The sequence below is a fragment of the Paenarthrobacter sp. AR 02 genome (genome assembly GCF_021538675.1).
Taxonomy (GTDB): domain Bacteria; phylum Actinomycetota; class Actinomycetes; order Actinomycetales; family Micrococcaceae; genus Arthrobacter.
In genome coordinates this window covers 162,054-178,817 of the sequence record NZ_JAJUKH010000005.1, presented here as the reverse complement: position 1 = coordinate 178,817, position 16,764 = coordinate 162,054, and the positions used below count along the sequence as shown (strand labels likewise).

The window sequence follows — 16,764 nt, the reverse complement described above, 5'->3', positions numbered from 1 at the left end:
TTCGTCAAACCCGGCTCCGGGTGATGCGGAGCCTAAGCCAGTTTAGTTGAGGTCACCGTGCCGCTGCTGTTCCCTGCCCTGCTCCGGCCGTCGCGAACACAGGCGGGGCGATGGGCAGCAACGCCTGTCCGGCGGCAGCAACTTCCGCCGACATCTCCCACACCCGGCGCAAAGCGCAGAACTTCCACCAGTGATGCTTGAGGATCTCAGGGTTGGCCCGTTGCGGCCGCACTTCAGTTTCGCCTACTGCGACAGCGAGCAGCATGGGATTGTCACCATACTTCCAGGGCTCCCATTGGCCAGCCACGGGGTCCACCAGGCTTTCTTCGGCCTTCATTCCGGCCGTGAGCTGCATGACCACCTTGTCATCAAGGGCTTTGACAGTCCCATCACGGGTTGTCCCCTTGGTCTTGTAGTCGATGAGGCAAATGCGCCCATTGATACGGGCAACAAGGTCCAAAGTCCCCGCGTAGCCCACGGTCGAGTTCCAGACCGTAATCTCGGGAGCCAGCGGCTCAACCTGGTAGAGATCCCACCACTCGTCAAACCGGGCCGCGAAGGCCTGTTCGCCGTGTGCTGCCAGGTCTTCCCGGCATTCCTCCATGCGGTGCGGCCGCCCCATCGCCCTCAACGCCACCTGCTCGCAGTATGTATGCACCCTGTCACCGCGGGCAGCGGCCTGGTCCCGGTAAAGCTCCGCAGACTTGGATGCTTTGTTGATCGCTTGCCGGATTTTGGCCGGACTTCCGAGTATGGCGGGAAGCTCAGGGTCGGCAGCCAGGCTGCTTGCGCCCATGTAACTGAACCATCCGTCCAAGGTGTGGGCCTGTTGGCCGATCACTGTGGTGATGGATGGCACGGAGAATTGCTCAGTGGTGGAGCGGGCGTACATCCGGCCATAGTCAGTAGCGTGGGCAAGCAGTGGAGCAGTCATATAAAGACTGTGTCATAAAGGACCGACATTCTCCGAGGGGAAGAGAATGGCGAGCTGCTCCGGCGGCAGTCGCCGCAGCTTTGCGGCAAGGATCGGGGCAGTCAGAGCCAGGTCTCCCAGGCACAGGGAAGACTCTGGATCTGTGTGGGGCTCTTCGGGTACTTCTTGTATGCGCACGTTGGGGAAGTGCGTCGGGTGCGTATTTCGTGTCGCATCTGTCCGGACTACAAAGAAACCCAAGACAGCAAGAAACCCCCCGGACAAAAGTCCAGGGGGTTTCTCTTGGTGGGCGATACTGGGTTCGAACCAGTGACCTCTTCGGTGTGAACGAAGCGCGCTACCACTGCGCCAATCGCCCGGTGCATAGAAAACACTAACGGACCAGCGCCGGAATGCAAAACGGGTCCGGCATTCGCCGCCGCACCCTAACTACAGCCGTGGAATTACAGCCGTGAAACTCGCCAGGAACCGCGTAGTTGCAGGGATCCGGCCACGTCCAGACCCAAAAGCAAGCGACCGATTTGGAGTTTGCAGGAACCTCCTATAGAGTTTTTACTCGTCGGAAAGCGACGGAATGCCTGAAGGGCTGCCCGCCAAAACGACACTGCGGACGTAGCTCAGCTGGTAGAGCACCACCTTGCCAAGGTGGATGTCGCGAGTTCGAATCTCGTCGTCCGCTCGCAAGGCACTGTCAAGGCAAGAATTCCCCGGAATCCTGCTTACACGGTGGGTTGGCCGAGAGGCGAGGCAGCGGCCTGCAAAGCCGTATACACGGGTTCGAATCCCGTACCCACCTCGGTGAAAACCATGTCTTCCGGCTTTTGTCGGATGCATGGGCGATTGGCGCAGCGGTAGCGCGCTTCCCTGACACGGAAGAGGTCACTGGTTCGATCCCAGTATCGCCCACCAGAACAAGGCAACTTGTTTGTTGTTGAAAGCCAGGCATCAGCTTGGCAGGCAACATGTGCGGACGTAGCTCAGCTGGTAGAGCACCACCTTGCCAAGGTGGATGTCGCGAGTTCGAATCTCGTCGTCCGCTCTCCTTCGATGAAGGACCCGGTAACGGGCGATTGGCGCAGCGGTAGCGCGCTTCCCTGACACGGAAGAGGTCACTGGTTCGATCCCAGTATCGCCCACCAGAACAAGGCAACTTGTTTGTTGTTGAAAGCCAGGCGTCAGCTTGGCAGGCAACATGTGCGGACGTAGCTCAGCTGGTAGAGCACCACCTTGCCAAGGTGGATGTCGCGAGTTCGAATCTCGTCGTCCGCTCCACATAAAGAAGCAGCTCTTCGGAGCTGCTTTTTTTGTGCCCATTTTTCGTTGAATTCCCATTCATTATTTGAAGTAACCGATACACCTCAGAAGAAGTCGCTTTATCTAATGTGATTGGGCTCGCATAATGTACTGCGAGCTCATCACCGTTCCACGCCAACCGGCAGGAGTACCCCCATGAACCAATTGACGGCATCCAAGTCCGTCCTGAGGCGCAAGCCCATTGACGACATCGAAGAAGAAAGCAAGCACAGCGGACTTTTTAAAAGTCTTGGCCTCTGGCAACTGACTGCCATCGGCGTCGGCGGAATTATCGGCGTCGGGATTTTCTCCCTGGCGGGCCTGGTGGCCCACGGCAGCGAGGGAAACCCGGGTGTCGGTCCTGCCGTCCTCTTTTCCTTCCTGATCGCCGGGCTGGCCTCGGGAGCGGCAGCGCTCTCCTACGCAGAGTTCGCCGGCATGATTCCCCGCGCAGGCTCGGCCTACACATACGGGTATGTAGCCCTCGGGGAGATCATCGGCTGGTTCATTGGCTGGGATCTTTTGCTTGAATACATTGCCATTGTGGCCGTTGTGGCGATCGGCATCTCCGGCTACTTCGACGCCTTCCTTTCGGGCATCGGAATCCACATGCCCACGTGGATGACTTCCACCGCAGACGAAGGCAAGGGCGGAATCATCAACTTGCCGGCCATTCTGGTCTGCCTCCTCGTCACCTGGATCCTGAGCCGGGGCACCAAGGCGTTCGGCAGGTTCGAGCTCGTCGCGGTCGCCATCAAGGTGATCCTGATCCTGTTCATCATCGGCTTGGGCATCTTCTACGTGAACACCGAGAACTACAACCCATTCATGCCCAGCGGCTTCGGACCTGTCGTGGCAGGCGCTGCGACCGTCTTCTTCGCAGTGTTCGGCTACGACGCCATGAGTACCGCCGCTGAGGAGGCCAAGGACGGCAAGAAGCACATGCCGAAGGCCATCATCCTGTCCCTGATCATCGCCATGCTGCTCTACGTAGCCGCAACCCTGGTCCTCACGGGCATGCAGAACTACAAGGACATCAACCCCACGGCCGGGTTTGCCTCCGCCTTCACCGGCGTGGGACTTCCGGTCATCGCAACCATCATCTCGGTGTTCGCTGTCCTGTCCATCCTGACCGTGATGCTGACCTTCCTCCTGGGCGTCACCCGCGTGTGGTTCTCCATGAGCCGCGACGGACTGCTGCCCGGATGGTTCGCCAAGACCGACCGGAACGGCACTCCCCAGCGTGTTACCTGGATTGCCGGCATCGCCTCGGCATTCCTGGCCGGCGTCTTCCCCATCAAGGAAGTCGCCGACCTCACCAACATCGGTATCCTCGCCGCCTTCGTGGTGGTCTGCGTTTCGGTGATCGTGTTCCGCTACACCAAGCCGAATGCACCCCGTACGTTCCGTCTGCCGCTGATGCCCCTCGTCCCGGCATTCGGCGTCCTGGCTTCGGCCTTCCTGATGTTCCAGCTCCACTGGGAAACCTGGGTTCGGTTTGGGGTGTGGCTGGTCATCGGCTTGGTGATCTACTTCTCCTACGGCCGTAAGCACTCACTCATGAACCCGGACAGCCCCCGCCACAAGACGGTAACTACGCCCTCGGCGTAGTTTGTCCACAGGCCTGCGTTTAAGCCTTGGCACCTCTGTCAACTGGTGTTAGGGTCGGACGCGGAGGAGCGAACTGGCTCCGCGAAGGAAGGGAGGTGCCCGTGGGTATAATTGACGACCTGAAGGGCAAGGCTCAGGGTCTCATTCAAGGCAACGAGGAAGCCATCAAGAATGGCATCGAGAAAGCCGGGGACTTCATCGACGAGAAGACAGGCGGCAAGTTCGCCGGTCAGGTCGATTCGGTCCAGAATGCCGCTTCCGACTTCGTGGCTAAAAATGACGGCGAGCCACAGGCTCCCGTCGCGGATGAGCCGAAGCAGCCGTAGCTGCCTGAGCCGCCGTACCAGATACGTCAAGGGGGCACCGGTCCCGCCGAGAGGCGCCACCGGTGCCCTTGGCGTTTAACAACTCCGATGGTCGGGTATTTTTGTGCCTATGCCTTCCCCTTCCCCGACGACCACTGAACGCCATGTCCGCAAGGAGGCCTTGGGACCGCCGGTGACCGCAGGAATTGTCACGGCACTGGTTGGTTTCACCTCATCATTTGCCGTCGTCCTGGCAGGGTTGAAAGCCGTCGGCGCCAACCAGGGGCAAGCGTCCAGTGGCCTGCTGGCGCTGACACTGACTTTCGGGCTCGGTATCCTATGGCTCTCCTGGAGGTCCAAAATGCCGGTCACCCTGGCCTGGTCCACGCCCGGAGCAGCGCTTCTCGCCTCCGCTGGGATGGTCGACGGCGGCTGGCCGGCAGCCGTGGGAGCGTTCCTGCTGGTGGGGGTGCTGATCCTCCTGACCGGATTGCTCCCTGTTCTTGGCAGGATCATGGCAAAGATCCCCACGGCTCTGGCACAGGCCATGCTGGCTGGCGTTCTGCTTCCCCTCTGCCTGGCCCCTTTCAAGTCCCTGGGCTCGGCGCCACTGCTGGTCGCCCCGGTGCTCCTGTGCTGGATCGTCCTGATGAAATTTGCACCCCGCTGGTCTGTTCCAGGGTCGCTGCTGGTGGCCTTGGCCGTCATCGGCATCCACATCGCCTCCAGCGGTGCCAACATCCCCGCTGAGGGCTTCCTCCCCCGGCTTGAGTGGACAACGCCCGCGTTCACCGTGGAAGCTGCCGTGGGGCTGGCCCTGCCACTCTTCATCGTGACCATGGCCTCACAGAACATCCCAGGGGTGGCCGTCCTGAAATCATTCGGCTACACCACGCCGTGGCGGCCGTCCATGCTGGTGACGGGGGCCGGAACCGTTGCTGGAGCCCCTTTCGGTGGCCATGCCATCAACCTGGCAGCCCTCAGCGCGGCACTGGCAGCCGGCGAGGAAGCCGGAAAGGACCACGATCGGCGCTGGATCGCGGCCTTTGTCTCGGGACTGGCCTACCTGGCTTTGGCAGCTGGTTCTGCCGCACTCGTCACCATCGTGGCAGCGGCCCCGCCCGGACTGCTTGAAGCGGTGGCAGGGCTTGCGCTCCTGGGCACGCTTGCCTCGTCGATTTCTTCGGCACTGGCCGCAGCGGAAGAACGCATACCGGCGTGCATCACGTTCCTGCTCGCAGCGTCAGGCTTGAGCTTCGCTGGAGTGGGCGCCGCGTTCTGGGCACTGGCCGGTGGCATCCTGGTGCGGTGGATGCTGAAGAGCCGGACACCACTTCCGAAGGACTGACTCAGGCAGGTTCGTGGTTTTGTGCCTCACGGGCCAGCGCCGTGAGCCTGGAGACCGCCCGGAAGTACTTCTTCATGTAACCGCCGGTCATCATCTCTTCCGTAAAGAGCTGATCGAACGGGACTCCGCTGGCGAGAATTGGAACATCCTTGTCGTAGAGACGGTCCGCGAGCACTACGAACCTCAGTGCAACGGCCTGCTCAGTGATGGTTTCGACATCGCTCCACACCACTGCCTCCACCCCGGAAAGCAACTGGCGGTACCGGCTCGGGTGGACCGCGGCCAGGTGGTTGACCAGGGTGCGGAAATCGTCGACAGCCACTGTCTTGCCGTCGAATTCGGCACGCATGCGATGCTTCAGCTCTTCGGTCTTCAGGGGTGCAGGTGCCGCAGGAAGGCCACGGTGGCGGAAGTCCTCGCCGTCGATCCTGACGACGTCGAACTGGTCGGCGAGCACCTGGATCTCGCGCTGGAAGTCGACGGCGGCAAAACGGCCTTCACCCAGGGAACCGGGCAAGGTGTTCGACGTCGCGGCGAGCTTGACCCCGGCGTCGGCCAGTTCGCGCATGAGGCGCGACATCAAAACGGTGTCGCCTGGATCGTCGAGTTCGAATTCGTCGATGCAGACCAGTTTGTAGCTGCTCAGCGCTTCCACGGTCTTGCGGAACGAAAGAGCGCCAACAAGGTTGGTGTACTCCACAAAGGTTCCGAAAGCCTTAGGCCCCGGTGAGCGGTGCCACAGCGACGCCAAGAGGTGTGTTTTGCCAACACCGAATCCGCCGTCAAGGTAGATGCCCGCCCTGGTGGCAGGGGCCTTTTTGGCGAACAACTTCTTGAAAAGCCCACCACTATCGTCCGAGCCCACGCCATCGGCAAAGGCGGACAGCAGTTTCACGGCGTTGGCTTGGCTCGGCTGCGAAGGGTCCGGCCGGTAGCTGTCGAACGATACCTCTCCGAATCGCGGAGAGGGGTAGAAACCCTTGAGGAGTTCCTCCACGGAGACTGCCGGTGTGCGGGCAGCCAGTTGTTCGATCTGTACCACTGTGATCCGTTCCTTCGGTTGTGGGTCCCCAGCAAGAATACCGGCATAAGGAACGGCAGAACGGCCACGTGACCAAAGCCATGTTTCACCATGTGACCGCTGGGGAAGCAATCGCACCGGGCCGTGGTTAGTGTTGGAAAGGCCGGGCGGCCACCTGATGAACCAAGGCCCGGCTCCGTCCGTTGTCAGTGAAAGGCCATCAAATGTCCTACCCCGTTGAACAGAATGAAAAGTTCGCCGCCTACGCGAACCCTGAACGCCTCGTCTCCACTGAGTGGCTTGCGGCAGCACTTGCCGATGGCGCCATCGCCGACGGCAAACTGGTAGTCGTGGAGTCCGATGAAGACGTCCTGCTGTACGAAACCGGACACATCCCGGGCGCAGTGAAGATCGACTGGCACACAGACCTGAATGACGAAGTCACACGCGACTACGTAGACGGTGCCGCTTTCGCCGCCCTCGCCGCATCCAAGGGCATCTCCCGCGACAGCACCGTTGTCATTTACGGTGACAAGTCCAACTGGTGGGCCGCCTACGCGCTGTGGGTCTTCACCCTCTTCGGCCACAGCGACGTCCGCCTCCTCGACGGCGGCCGTGACAAGTGGATCGCCGAGGGCCGCGAGCTGACCACCGATGCATCGCAGCCGGCCCCAGGCGAGTACCCCGAAGTCGAACGCAACGATGCTCCCATCCGCGCCTTCAAGGAAGACGTCCTGGCGCACCTGGGCAACCCGCTGATCGATGTCCGCTCCCCCGAGGAATACACCGGCCAGCGCACCCACATGCCCGCCTACCCGGAAGAGGGAGCCCTGCGCGGCGGCCACATTCCTACTGCTGCTTCGATTCCCTGGGCACGTGCCGCAGCCGAAGACGGCACCTACCGCAGCCGCGAAGAGCTCGAAGCACTTTACCTTGGCGAGGCCGGCCTTGAACCCGGTGACGACGTTGTGGCCTACTGCCGCATCGGCGAGCGGTCCAGCCACACCTGGTTCGCCCTGAAATACCTCCTGGGCTTCGACACCGTACGCAACTATGACGGTTCCTGGACTGAGTGGGGCAATGCCGTCCGCGTTCCCATCGCCAAAGGCTCCGAGCGCGGTTCGGTTCCAGCGGCACTGGTCCGCAACTAACGGCATCCCATGGCCCCCGTAGTGTTCCGGCCGGCACGATGCATTTGCCGTTGTTGTGCGTAAGCTGGAAAAGATGAGTACCCATACCTTGCCCGCCGCGCTGGCGGAAATCGTCGATGACTTCCAGGCCCTGACGGAGCCTGACCGCCTGCAGCTGCTCCTTGAGTTCTCCAGGGGTTTGCCGGAGCTTCCTGAGCGCCTGAAAGACCACCCGGAGCTGCTGGAGCAGGTAGTCGAGTGCCAGTCCCCCTTGTTCCTGACCATTGAGTCGGAGAAGAACGGGGAAAACCCTGGCGGCCCCCGCGCCTACCGGTTGTTCTTCAAGGCTCCGCAGGAAGCACCCACAACGCGCGGCTTCGCTGGCGTGCTCCATGAAGGCCTGGACGGACTGACGGCCGAGGAGATCCTTGCGGTTCCGGATGACATGCCGGAGCTTCTCGGGTTGACGCGGGCCATCACGCCCCTGCGCATGCGCGGAATGACCGCCATGCTCGGCCGGATCAAGCGGAAGGTCTCGGCGGCGCACCGCCTGGAACACTGAAAGGCACCCTCACACGGTATGGCCAAGAAAATGGCTTCACAGGGAACGCCGGCCACTGCAGCACTCGCTGCGGCCGGCGTTCCTTTTGTCCTGCACCCCTACGCCCATGATCCGTCGGCCCCCAGTTATGGACTGGAAGCGGCCGAAGTCCTGGGGATCGATCCCGCACGTGTCTTCAAAACACTCATGGTGGAGGTCGAGGGGCGTTTGGCGGTCGCCATCGTGCCGGTATCCGGGAATCTTGACCTGAAGTCGGTAGCTGCCTCCCTGGGCACCAAGAAGGCAGCAATGGCGGACCCCAAAGCGGCCGAACGCCGCACAGGCTACGTTCTCGGCGGCATTTCGCCGTTGGGGCAGCGCCAGCCCTCCCCCACTGTCCTTGACGACTCAGCCTTGGCTTTCGAGACCATCCTGGTTTCAGGGGGCCGAAGGGGTTTGGACATCGAACTTTCACCCTCTGACCTTGTCAGCTTGACCAAGGCCATTACCGCATCGATCGGCACGGGCAAGTAGCCTCGTTCAGCCAACCGGCCCTGACCCGGTGCCGTGCCCTGTTGAACCGCTCCGGCCGGGGTTGTTCCGGGGTGCCAGTTGCCGTCGCAGCCAGGACCGGACCAGCCGCTCCCAGCGTTCGGGATCAACGTTCCACTCTTTCGTGTGCCTGGCACCGTCAAAAGGCTCGAAGGTGACCATTTCCGGGTTCTTCTCCGCAAGGCTGGCTGATGGCCCGAACGGTACGTAGTCGTCGTCCACGCTGTGAATGAGCAGGGTGGGCGTGCGCAGCTCAACGGCGCGGGCCTCCCAATCCATGGCCTTCAGGTCCACCGGGGCAGCCAGCCCGGTGAGCCGGCGGCCCAGGGGGTGGGTCAACATCATCTGGCCGTAACGTCCCACGGTGTAGGGGATCCTGTTCATCTCGGCATGGTGGGCCATCACATTAACCCAATTGATGACCGGGGCATCCAGCACCATCGCCCGAATAGCCAGGCGATGCTTGGACAGATCCGCGGTTTGCAGGCTGATGGCACCACCCATGGACCAGCCGAACAACACGATTTCACGTGCGCCGTTTTCCAGGGCGTAGTCGATGGCGGCCTCCACGTCGCGCCATTCCGTGGATCCCAGGCCATACCGTCCGTCCAGAGCCGAAGGAGCAAGCCCGTCATTTCGGTAGGAAATCAACAGGCTGTCCATGCCAAGCTCCCGTGCAACGGGCACCGCACGGAGCCCTTCAATGCGGGTGGCACCCCTGCCGTGGACCATGATGGCCCAGACCGGTGCCGGCGCCGAGGCTTCGGCGCGGATCAACCACGCAGGCGCCTTGCCGCCGTCGACCTCTATGTCCACATTTTCGGCCTTGAGGCCCATGGCAGCCGGGTCCGGATAGGTAGCACCGCTCCACCAGGCCCGGCGGGCTTCGGAAAGGTTGCCGCTGTAGACTTCCTCGACTTCCCGCAGCACGGTCTGTTCGGCGGGCGAATACGAGACGATCCGCCCAATCCTCGCGTGCCCTGCACCCCCTGAAAAGAAGAGGCTGTAGGTGCCGTCGATAATGCTGTCCGGGGTGGCCGCAAGGATGACTTGGGGCCCGTCGTCACCGCGGATGACGGCCAGGACTTCCTGGTCTTCGTGACGGGCTGCGGGGGTAATGACTCGACGGGCAAAGTAGACGGCGAGCGCCGAGGAGCCGGCCCCCAGCAAGCCAGCAACGGTCCCGCCTGCCAGGAAGCCGCCAATGGCCCATTTGGTGCGGGGGGACAGTTTCTTCTCTGCAGCGTCGCTCGCTGACCGGGATGTCGATGCCATGGTTCCATTGTTGCCTTTTCCGGGCACCGTCCAGTGCAGGCAAGGACCGCGCGGCGTCCTGTTCGGGATGTTGGGCGCCGAAAGCCTGCGGGTCAGGTTGCCCGGGACTACGCTGTAGCCATGAGCGATCCCATAGTCATCCTGACAGAAGAGCCCCTTGGCCCCGAAGACCGTGTAAATATTTCCAAACTGCTCGACGGCGGTGACTCGCCATTGGTTGTGTTGGTCCCTTCCAATACCGAACGGCATCTCCTGGTGGACTTCCTGGAGAACCTCTCGTTGCTTGATATCGCCAAGGCGTTCCGCGACCTCACTGCGCAGTCGCCTGACCCCGAGGTGGAGCGGGCGGAGGCTTCGGAGACATTAGCGGCCTCTCTGGCGGCTTTGGCCGGCTTGGGCGGTGGCGTGGCCGGGGAGGTAGTCGACGGCGATGCCGTGGCCGGCTTGGTGTCGAAGGTGCGTTCGGTGAACGCTGCCCAGGCCGTTGTCGTGACGCGGCCGCATGCCATTGCGGACACCTTCCACACGGACTGGGCCAACAAAGCACAGGATCAGCTGGGCCTCCCCGTATTGCACCTGTACGCAGGTTCGGGATTTATCGGCGACTCGTGAGCGTTGGAGAAGACATGAACACTCCTGAGAACACCAGCAAGACATCATCTGCGGCCGTGGAGAAGACCGACGCCCAGTGGCGTGAGGCGTTGACGCCGGAGGAATTCCGGGTCCTGCGGCAGGCGGGTACCGAACGCCCCTACACCGGCGAGTACTGGGATACGCATACCGAAGGCGTCTATCAGTGCCGGGCGTGTGGCAGCCAGTTGTTTACCAGCAAGGAAAAGTTCGATTCCCACTGTGGCTGGCCGTCCTTCTGGGCCCCGTTGGCTGAGGGCACTGTCCGGTATCTCCATGATCGGACCATGGGGATGGACCGGGTGGAAGTACGCTGCGCCACGTGCGATTCCCATCTGGGGCACGTTTTCGATGGCGAGGGTTACGACACCCCTACGGACCAGCGCTTCTGCATCAACTCCATCTCGCTCCGCCTGGTAAATCCGGAAGAGAGCTGACCGGGCTCCGGACGGATCGCCGCGGCGGTCCGTCCGGAACTTCACTGGCCGGCTTCAACTGTTGTGTCCTTGACCTCAAATGCCTTTCACTGATGCCATGACCAAGAGTTTCTTACGCTCAGCCTATTTTTGAATTAGCAATACTTTTCGCTTGCTACGCTCGGCCCAGAAGCAATTACTACTTCGAAAGGGCCGAGTTCCATGACGATTACCGCCACCCCCACCCTCCCGCGTGTCACCGCCGACAACGCCGAGTGGACTTCACTCAAGACTGCGGCCACCGCCCTGCAGGCGCACCAGGAACAGGACGGCTCCATTGCCGATCCTGCAGCCCACGGCGAAGCCGGCCGCCTCATAGCCACGATCTCGGAGGCCATCACCGCACTGGCCCCACACTTTCCCCATGACGCCCGATACCTCCAACTGCTGGTCGAAGACTTCGGCCGGTGGGCAGCCGAAGGCTTCGGCGTACCGGACTTCCTGGACTCACTCCAGGCCTTCCAGCCGCAGGAGCAGCGCGTTGACGGCCTGCAGCACCTGGTGGTCTTCCCCATGTACACGCAGAACGGCAGCACCAACCGGCTGGTCGAAGCAGTCCTGATCGAGGTCATTTGGCCGGAGTTCATTGGTGGCCTGGAAGCAGGCGACTACTCGAACAAGCTCTTCGTCCCCATCCGCTTCGTGGACTTCACCCCGGGCTACGACACCAACTCGGCGGTCCTCTTCCCCGAGACCGTCGCCGTCCGCGAGACGCCCACCTTCACATGGGGGGCCATTTTCGCCGACCGCGAGGCCGCCCGCTTCCGCCGCGTGCTCAAAGCCGCTGCCGAGACCACGTCCCTGGAATTGCCGGCTGACGCAGCCCAGCTGATCTCCGACCAGGAGCTCACCCAGCGGACGTTCGTGATGTGGGACCTGATCCACGACCGCACGCACATGCGCGGCGACCTGCCCTTCGACCCGTTCATGATCAAGCAGCGGATGCCTTTCTTCCTCTACTCGCTCGAGGAACTGCGCTGCGACCTCACCGCTTTCCGGGAATCCGTCCGCATCGAAAAGGACGAGACCGCCGATCCCGATGCCCGCAAGCACGCAAAGCTTGTCCAGTACGCCGTGATTTTCGACCGGATCTTCCGCTTCGCCATCACCGGCAGCCGTGTACGCAATTACGACGGACTCGGCGGCCAGCTCCTGTTTGCCTGGATGCACCAGCACCGGGTCCTGCACTGGACGGACAGCAAGCTCAGCATTGACTGGGACGAAGCAGCCGCCGTCGTAGTGGAGCTTGGCGCACAGATCGAGGAACTATACTGGCGTTCCATTGACCGTCCCAAGGCAGCGCACTGGCTGGCCGCTTACGAGCTCATTTCGAGCACCGTGACCCCGCACCCGGCGTCCGTTTGGACGAAGGGCCCGGACGCCCTTCCCCTGGATGGACCGCCGCGTGGCCTCACGGACCAGGTCCTGGACGATGAATTCCCGCTGTCCATGTTCTACGAAGCACTGGAGAAGAAAATGCGCCCCGTGATCGAATCCACCACCGGCATCACCGGTTCGACGGCGGCCTGATGACCGCATTGACCATTTTGGTGACGGGCGGCAGCAGCGCTTCGGGCGTTGCCGCCGCCCGTGCGCTGGCTGCAGCAGGGCACCGTGTCATCACGGTGGGATCGGATGAAGCCCGCATCAAGGCCGCCGCGGCTGAAACCGGCCAGGACGTCACCCCCTTGGTGTGCGACCTCGCCAGCCTTGAGGCGGTTCGCGAACTGAACTCCGATATCGAAAAGCTGCACATTGGGGGCGTCGACGGAGTGATCCACCTCGTCGGCGGTTGGCGCGGCGCAAAGGGTATCGAGGATCAAAGCGACGACGACTGGGACACGATGGAACGCAATGCCGTCACGACCCTGCGCAACGTCTCCAGGGTCTTCTACGGCCAACTCGAAGCATCTGCGCACGGACGGCTTGCAATGGTGTCATCCACAAGCGCCTCGGCCCCAACCGCTTCAGCCGCCAGCTACGCTGCCGCGAAAGCTGCAGCGGAAGCCTGGACCCTGGCGGTAGCCGATGGATTCCGCCGCGAACAGTCGGGCACCAAGGACGCTCCCACCGAGCAGCACAGCGCCGCGGTGGTCTTCGTGGTGAAGGCCCTCGTCGACGCCGGCATGCGGGAGGCGCATCCCGAACGGCGATTCCCCGGGTACACGGACGTCGAAGACCTGGCTGCTGCCGCCGTCGGCCTTTTTGAACAAGCCGCCAGCGAACTGAACGGCCAGCGCATCCTGCTGGCCAAATAGACTTGAAAGCGTGAACGAACCAGTGACAAGCACAACAGAGGCAATCCTCAGCGCGCCCGGCACGGCCGGGCCGGTACAACTGCACGATCCGGCGGTCCGTGGATTTGCATCGGATAACTATTCCGGCGTGCACCCCGAAATTCTTGCTGCCTTGGCCGCCGCCAATGGCGGACACCAGGTTTCCTACGGCGAGGACGTGTACACGGCCAGGCTCCAGGAGGTCCTGGAGCAGCAGTTCGGGCCTGGTATCGAGAGCTTCCCCGTCTTCAACGGCACGGGCGCCAACGTCCTGTCCCTGCAGTCCCTGCTCCCACGGTGGGGCGCTGTTATCTGTGCATCCACCGCGCACATCAACATGGATGAGAATGGGGCGCCGGAGCGCATCGGTGGAATCAAGCTCCTCCAGGTGCCTACGGACGACGGCAAGCTCACTCCTGAGCTGATTGACCGCGAAGCATGGGGCTGGGGCGATGAGCACCGCGCCCAGCCCCTGGTCGTCTCCATCACCCAAACCACTGAGCTGGGCACCTGCTACACGCCCGAGGAAGTACGCGCCATTGCCGACCACGCCCACTCCAAGGGCATGAAATTGCATATGGATGGAGCCCGGCTGGCCAACGCAGCGGCCCACCTTGGGGTGCCCCTGCGCGCATTCACCCGCGACGCCGGCGTGGACATCCTCTCCTTTGGCGGCACCAAGAACGGGCTGCTCTTCGGTGAGGTCGTGGTGGCTTTGAACCCCGAGGCAGCGGACGGCCTGAAGTTCCTGCGCAAGATGAACATGCAACTCGCATCCAAGATGCGGTTCATCTCCGCCCAGTTCATCGCCTTGCTCGAAGATGGACTCTGGCTGCGCTCCGCTGAACACGCCAATGCCATGGCGGCCCGCCTCCGCGCCGCCGTGGAAGAGATCGACGGCGTTGAACCTACCCAGGCGACGCAGTCCAACGGGGTCTTCGCTATCCTCCCCGAGGGCGTAGCCGACCGGCTTCGGAAGTCATTCGCGTTTTATGACTGGGACGCCGCCCGGCGCGAGGTCCGGTGGATGTGCTCCTTCGACACCACGCCAGAGGACATCGATGCCTTCGTTGAAGGGATCCGGCGCGAGCTTGGGTCCAAGTAACCCTTGCGCTTCGGGGCGGCGAGCCTGCACAGAATCGCCGCCCCGAACGCATAATCTGCGAGGGTGAACGCCCTCGCACAGGTTCCCGCGGATTTTCTCTTCGCCCTGGGAACGCTACGCAAAGCACAATGCCGCAGCGAATTGCGGCTTGAGGAGATCCCTGCCCCGGCCCGGCTGGCGCCCTATGCCGTGGCCTTGGGCGCGGAAGTGTTCAGTCCCACCGCAGCCACCCGGCAGGTTCCAGTCCACGGGCCAGCCGCCAAAGCCTTCGCCCAAAGCCACGCCAACAGTCCGTCCACGGACGACGACGACGAGCTCGCCACGGGCCGCTTCATCCTCCTGCACGACCCCGACGGATCCGCAGTGTGGGAGGGCGAGTTCCGCATTGTCACATACATCCGGGCCCAAATGGACGCCGAAATGGGCAATGATGCCATGCTGGGCTCCGTAGCGTGGACGTGGCTGGTGGATGCGCTCGAGAACCATGCGGCTCCCCATCGTGCGGCCGGAGGCACGGCCACCAGGATTCTTTCCGAGAGCTTTGGCACCCTGGCAGAACGACCGGACACCATCGACATCGAACTCCGCGCCTCCTGGACGCCGGCCAGCGCCGACGTCCAGGCCCATCTGGAAGCCTGGTCCGACATGGTCTGCACCTTCGCGGGACTGCCGCCCCTGCCCCCAGGGGTTACCGGACTACCCAACAGGAGGCTCAATTGACCCCGGAACATTCCACTGGCCACCTCACCGGCGCCCGCGAAGCATACCGTTGTGACGGGAATCGGTAAGCTTAAGCCACCATGACCCCTGAAAATCCGGAAAACACCACAGCCGGCGATCCGGCTGCTGAAACCACCACCCACATCAAGGTCGACGGCTTCGACAGCCACGTCCCCGAAATCATTGATCTTGACACCCCGCGCGAAGGCGTGCCCCTGGTTATCGACACCCCGGCGGGATTGGAGCGGTGCGCCGCTGCAATCGCCGCGGGCACTGGACCGGCAGGAGTGGACGCGGAGCGCGCCTCAGGCTTCCGCTACGGCCAGCGCGCCTTCCTGGTCCAGATCCGGCGTGAAGGCGCCGGTACCTGGCTGATCGACCCCGAGCCCTTTGACGACCTGACGATCATCAACGACGCCCTCCGGGGCGTCGAATGGATCCTGCACGCTGCAACCCAGGACCTGCCCTGCCTGTCAGAGCTGGGCATGTGGCCTGACAAACTTTTTGACACAGAACTGGCTGCCCGCCTGGCAGGCCTCCCCCGCGTCGGGCTCGCCGCAGTGATCGAGCAACTCCTCGGGTTCGGCCTCGCCAAGGAGCACTCCGCTGCTGACTGGTCCACCCGCCCCTTGCCCGAACCGTGGCTGCGATACGCCGCCCTGGACGTCGAGGTCCTCGCCGAACTCCGCGAAGAACTGATCGAACTCCTCGAAGCGGACGGCAAGCTCGAGTACGCCGAACAGGAATTCGCCGGGATCCTCGCTGCAGGCATTTCCCCGCCGCGGGTCGACCCTTGGCGCAAGACCTCCGGCCTTCACCAGATCCGCGACCGCCGCCAACTGGCCGCAGTCCGTGAACTCTGGCAGGAACGCGACCAGCTGGCCCGCAAGCGCGACGTCGCACCCGGCCGGCTGATCCCCGACTCCGCCCTCGTGGCCGCCGCCAAGGCGATGCCCACCACAGTCCCCCAACTGCTTGCAACCAAGGGATTCCATGGCCGCTCCGCCCAACGCGAGGCACCCCGCTGGCTGCGATGCATCACCACCGCCAGGACCCTCACGGACCTCCCTCCCCTGCACCTGCCTACCAACGCACCCCCGCCCCCCAGGGTTTGGGTAGACCGGGATCCCGAGGCGGCCGCACGCTTGGCTACCGCGCGGCCCGCGCTGCAGGCCCTGGCAGAGGAACTCAATCTTCCTGTCGAGAACCTCCTGACCCCCGACTACCTGCGCCGGATCACCTGGCGTCCACCGGCGGACGTTTCACTCGAATCGGTCTCCTCTGAGTTGCGGACACTTGGCGCGCGGGAGTGGCAAATCTCCTTGACGGCCCCGATCCTTACCGCCGCGTGCCTGAATCCGGATCCGCTTCCAGCCAAGGAATCAAAACCCAAGGAAGCCAGCTGAACATGCCGCTGAAAGGCCCGCCACCCGAACCACGGTTCGGGTGGCGGGCTTTTCGTTTTCCCGCACCGGGCTTCGAGCAGCCTTGCAAGCTAAGTTACCCACGAGTAACATTGCCATCAATGCCAACCGGATGTCCGCAGT

Annotated in this window: 16 protein-coding genes and 7 tRNA genes; 19 read left to right on the top strand and 4 right to left on the bottom strand. The window is 62.8% G+C overall.

The genetic code is table 11. The features are described from left to right. Nucleotides 1-52: 52 nt before the first annotated feature. Nucleotides 53-934 (bottom strand): cytochrome, encoded by an 882-nt coding sequence (locus LRQ04_RS12765; RefSeq protein ID WP_235520522.1) that lies wholly within the window; start codon nt 932-934, stop codon nt 53-55. A 283-nt stretch (nt 935-1,217) separates the two neighbouring features. Continuing rightward, nucleotides 1,218-1,292: transfer RNA gene (locus LRQ04_RS12760), tRNA-Val, on the bottom strand. A 248-nt stretch (nt 1,293-1,540) separates the two neighbouring features. Between LRQ04_RS12760 and LRQ04_RS12755 the strand changes: the two genes are divergently transcribed. The 9 genes from LRQ04_RS12755 (at nt 1,541) to LRQ04_RS12715 (ending at nt 5,491) form a co-directional block, all read left to right on the top strand. Beyond that, nucleotides 1,541-1,613 (top strand) — tRNA-Gly (locus tag LRQ04_RS12755). Nucleotides 1,614-1,659: 46 nt separating this feature from the next. Further along, nucleotides 1,660-1,730 (top strand) — tRNA-Cys (locus tag LRQ04_RS12750). A 38-nt stretch (nt 1,731-1,768) separates the two neighbouring features. Further along, nucleotides 1,769-1,843, top strand: a tRNA-Val gene (locus LRQ04_RS12745). A gap of 57 nt (nt 1,844-1,900) precedes the next feature. Next, nucleotides 1,901-1,973 (top strand) — tRNA-Gly (locus tag LRQ04_RS12740). A gap of 25 nt (nt 1,974-1,998) precedes the next feature. Beyond that, nucleotides 1,999-2,073: transfer RNA gene (locus LRQ04_RS12735), tRNA-Val, on the top strand. A gap of 57 nt (nt 2,074-2,130) precedes the next feature. Then, nucleotides 2,131-2,206: transfer RNA gene (locus LRQ04_RS12730), tRNA-Gly, on the top strand. A gap of 177 nt (nt 2,207-2,383) precedes the next feature. Further along, nucleotides 2,384-3,838: an amino acid permease gene (locus LRQ04_RS12725; RefSeq protein WP_235520521.1), complete on the top strand. Its 1,455-nt coding sequence runs from the start codon at nt 2,384-2,386 to the stop codon at nt 3,836-3,838. A gap of 95 nt (nt 3,839-3,933) precedes the next feature. Beyond that, nucleotides 3,934-4,164, top strand: a complete 231-nt coding sequence (locus LRQ04_RS12720) for an antitoxin (protein ID WP_235520520.1) — start codon at nt 3,934-3,936, stop codon at nt 4,162-4,164. Nucleotides 4,165-4,273: 109 nt separating this feature from the next. Then, nucleotides 4,274-5,491, top strand: a complete 1,218-nt coding sequence (locus tag LRQ04_RS12715) for a benzoate/H(+) symporter BenE family transporter (protein WP_235520519.1) — start codon at nt 4,274-4,276, stop codon at nt 5,489-5,491. 1 nt (nt 5,492) lies between these two features. On the opposite strand, the gene zapE is transcribed toward LRQ04_RS12715, so the two are convergent. Beyond that, on the bottom strand, nt 5,493-6,533 hold the full coding sequence (zapE, locus tag LRQ04_RS12710) for a cell division protein ZapE (protein WP_235520518.1): 1,041 nt from the start codon (nt 6,531-6,533) through the stop codon (nt 5,493-5,495). Between the two features lie 203 nt (nt 6,534-6,736). On the opposite strand from zapE, the gene LRQ04_RS12705 reads away from it, so the two are divergent. The 3 genes from LRQ04_RS12705 (at nt 6,737) to ybaK (ending at nt 8,717) form a co-directional block, all read left to right on the top strand. Then, complete coding sequence (locus LRQ04_RS12705; protein ID WP_235520517.1) at nt 6,737-7,663, top strand: sulfurtransferase; 927 nt, start codon at nt 6,737-6,739, stop codon at nt 7,661-7,663. A 73-nt stretch (nt 7,664-7,736) separates the two neighbouring features. Then, the gene (locus LRQ04_RS12700) at nt 7,737-8,204 is read left to right on the top strand and encodes a SufE family protein (RefSeq protein WP_235520516.1); all 468 of its coding nucleotides are present in this window, start codon (nt 7,737-7,739) and stop codon (nt 8,202-8,204) included. 18 nt (nt 8,205-8,222) lie between these two features. Beyond that, nucleotides 8,223-8,717, top strand: a complete 495-nt coding sequence (gene ybaK / locus LRQ04_RS12695) for a Cys-tRNA(Pro) deacylase (RefSeq protein WP_235520515.1) — start codon at nt 8,223-8,225, stop codon at nt 8,715-8,717. A gap of 6 nt (nt 8,718-8,723) precedes the next feature. Here the strand turns inward: ybaK and LRQ04_RS12690 are convergent, their stop codons facing one another. After that, nucleotides 8,724-10,010 (bottom strand): S9 family peptidase, encoded by a 1,287-nt coding sequence (locus LRQ04_RS12690; RefSeq protein ID WP_235520514.1) that lies wholly within the window; start codon nt 10,008-10,010, stop codon nt 8,724-8,726. A gap of 120 nt (nt 10,011-10,130) precedes the next feature. On the opposite strand from LRQ04_RS12690, the gene LRQ04_RS12685 reads away from it, so the two are divergent. The 7 genes from LRQ04_RS12685 to LRQ04_RS12655 all read left to right on the top strand — a co-directional run bounded on the left by LRQ04_RS12685 (nt 10,131) and on the right by LRQ04_RS12655 (nt 16,623). After that, nucleotides 10,131-10,622 carry a hypothetical protein gene (locus tag LRQ04_RS12685; RefSeq protein ID WP_235520513.1) on the top strand — a complete coding sequence of 164 codons (492 nt, stop codon included), beginning with the start codon at nt 10,131-10,133 and terminating at the stop codon, nt 10,620-10,622. Nucleotides 10,623-10,636: 14 nt separating this feature from the next. Then, nucleotides 10,637-11,077 (top strand): peptide-methionine (R)-S-oxide reductase MsrB, encoded by a 441-nt coding sequence (gene msrB / locus LRQ04_RS12680; RefSeq protein ID WP_235520512.1) that lies wholly within the window; start codon nt 10,637-10,639, stop codon nt 11,075-11,077. 201 nt (nt 11,078-11,278) lie between these two features. Beyond that, nucleotides 11,279-12,646, top strand: a complete 1,368-nt coding sequence (locus LRQ04_RS12675) for a DUF6421 family protein (protein ID WP_235520511.1) — start codon at nt 11,279-11,281, stop codon at nt 12,644-12,646. After that, nucleotides 12,646-13,374: an SDR family NAD(P)-dependent oxidoreductase gene (locus LRQ04_RS12670; RefSeq protein ID WP_235520510.1), complete on the top strand. Its 729-nt coding sequence runs from the start codon at nt 12,646-12,648 to the stop codon at nt 13,372-13,374. The genes LRQ04_RS12675 and LRQ04_RS12670 overlap by 1 nt, the downstream gene beginning before the upstream one ends. A gap of 10 nt (nt 13,375-13,384) precedes the next feature. Beyond that, on the top strand, nt 13,385-14,497 hold the full coding sequence (locus tag LRQ04_RS12665) for a low specificity L-threonine aldolase (RefSeq protein ID WP_374111504.1): 1,113 nt from the start codon (nt 13,385-13,387) through the stop codon (nt 14,495-14,497). Between the two features lie 63 nt (nt 14,498-14,560). After that, entirely contained in the window at nt 14,561-15,217 is a 657-nt protein-coding gene (locus LRQ04_RS12660; RefSeq protein ID WP_211714097.1) for a DUF3000 domain-containing protein, read from the top strand. Between the two features lie 80 nt (nt 15,218-15,297). After that, complete coding sequence (locus LRQ04_RS12655) at nt 15,298-16,623, top strand: HRDC domain-containing protein (protein ID WP_235520509.1); 1,326 nt, start codon at nt 15,298-15,300, stop codon at nt 16,621-16,623. The last annotated feature ends 141 nt before the right edge of the window (nt 16,624-16,764 follow it).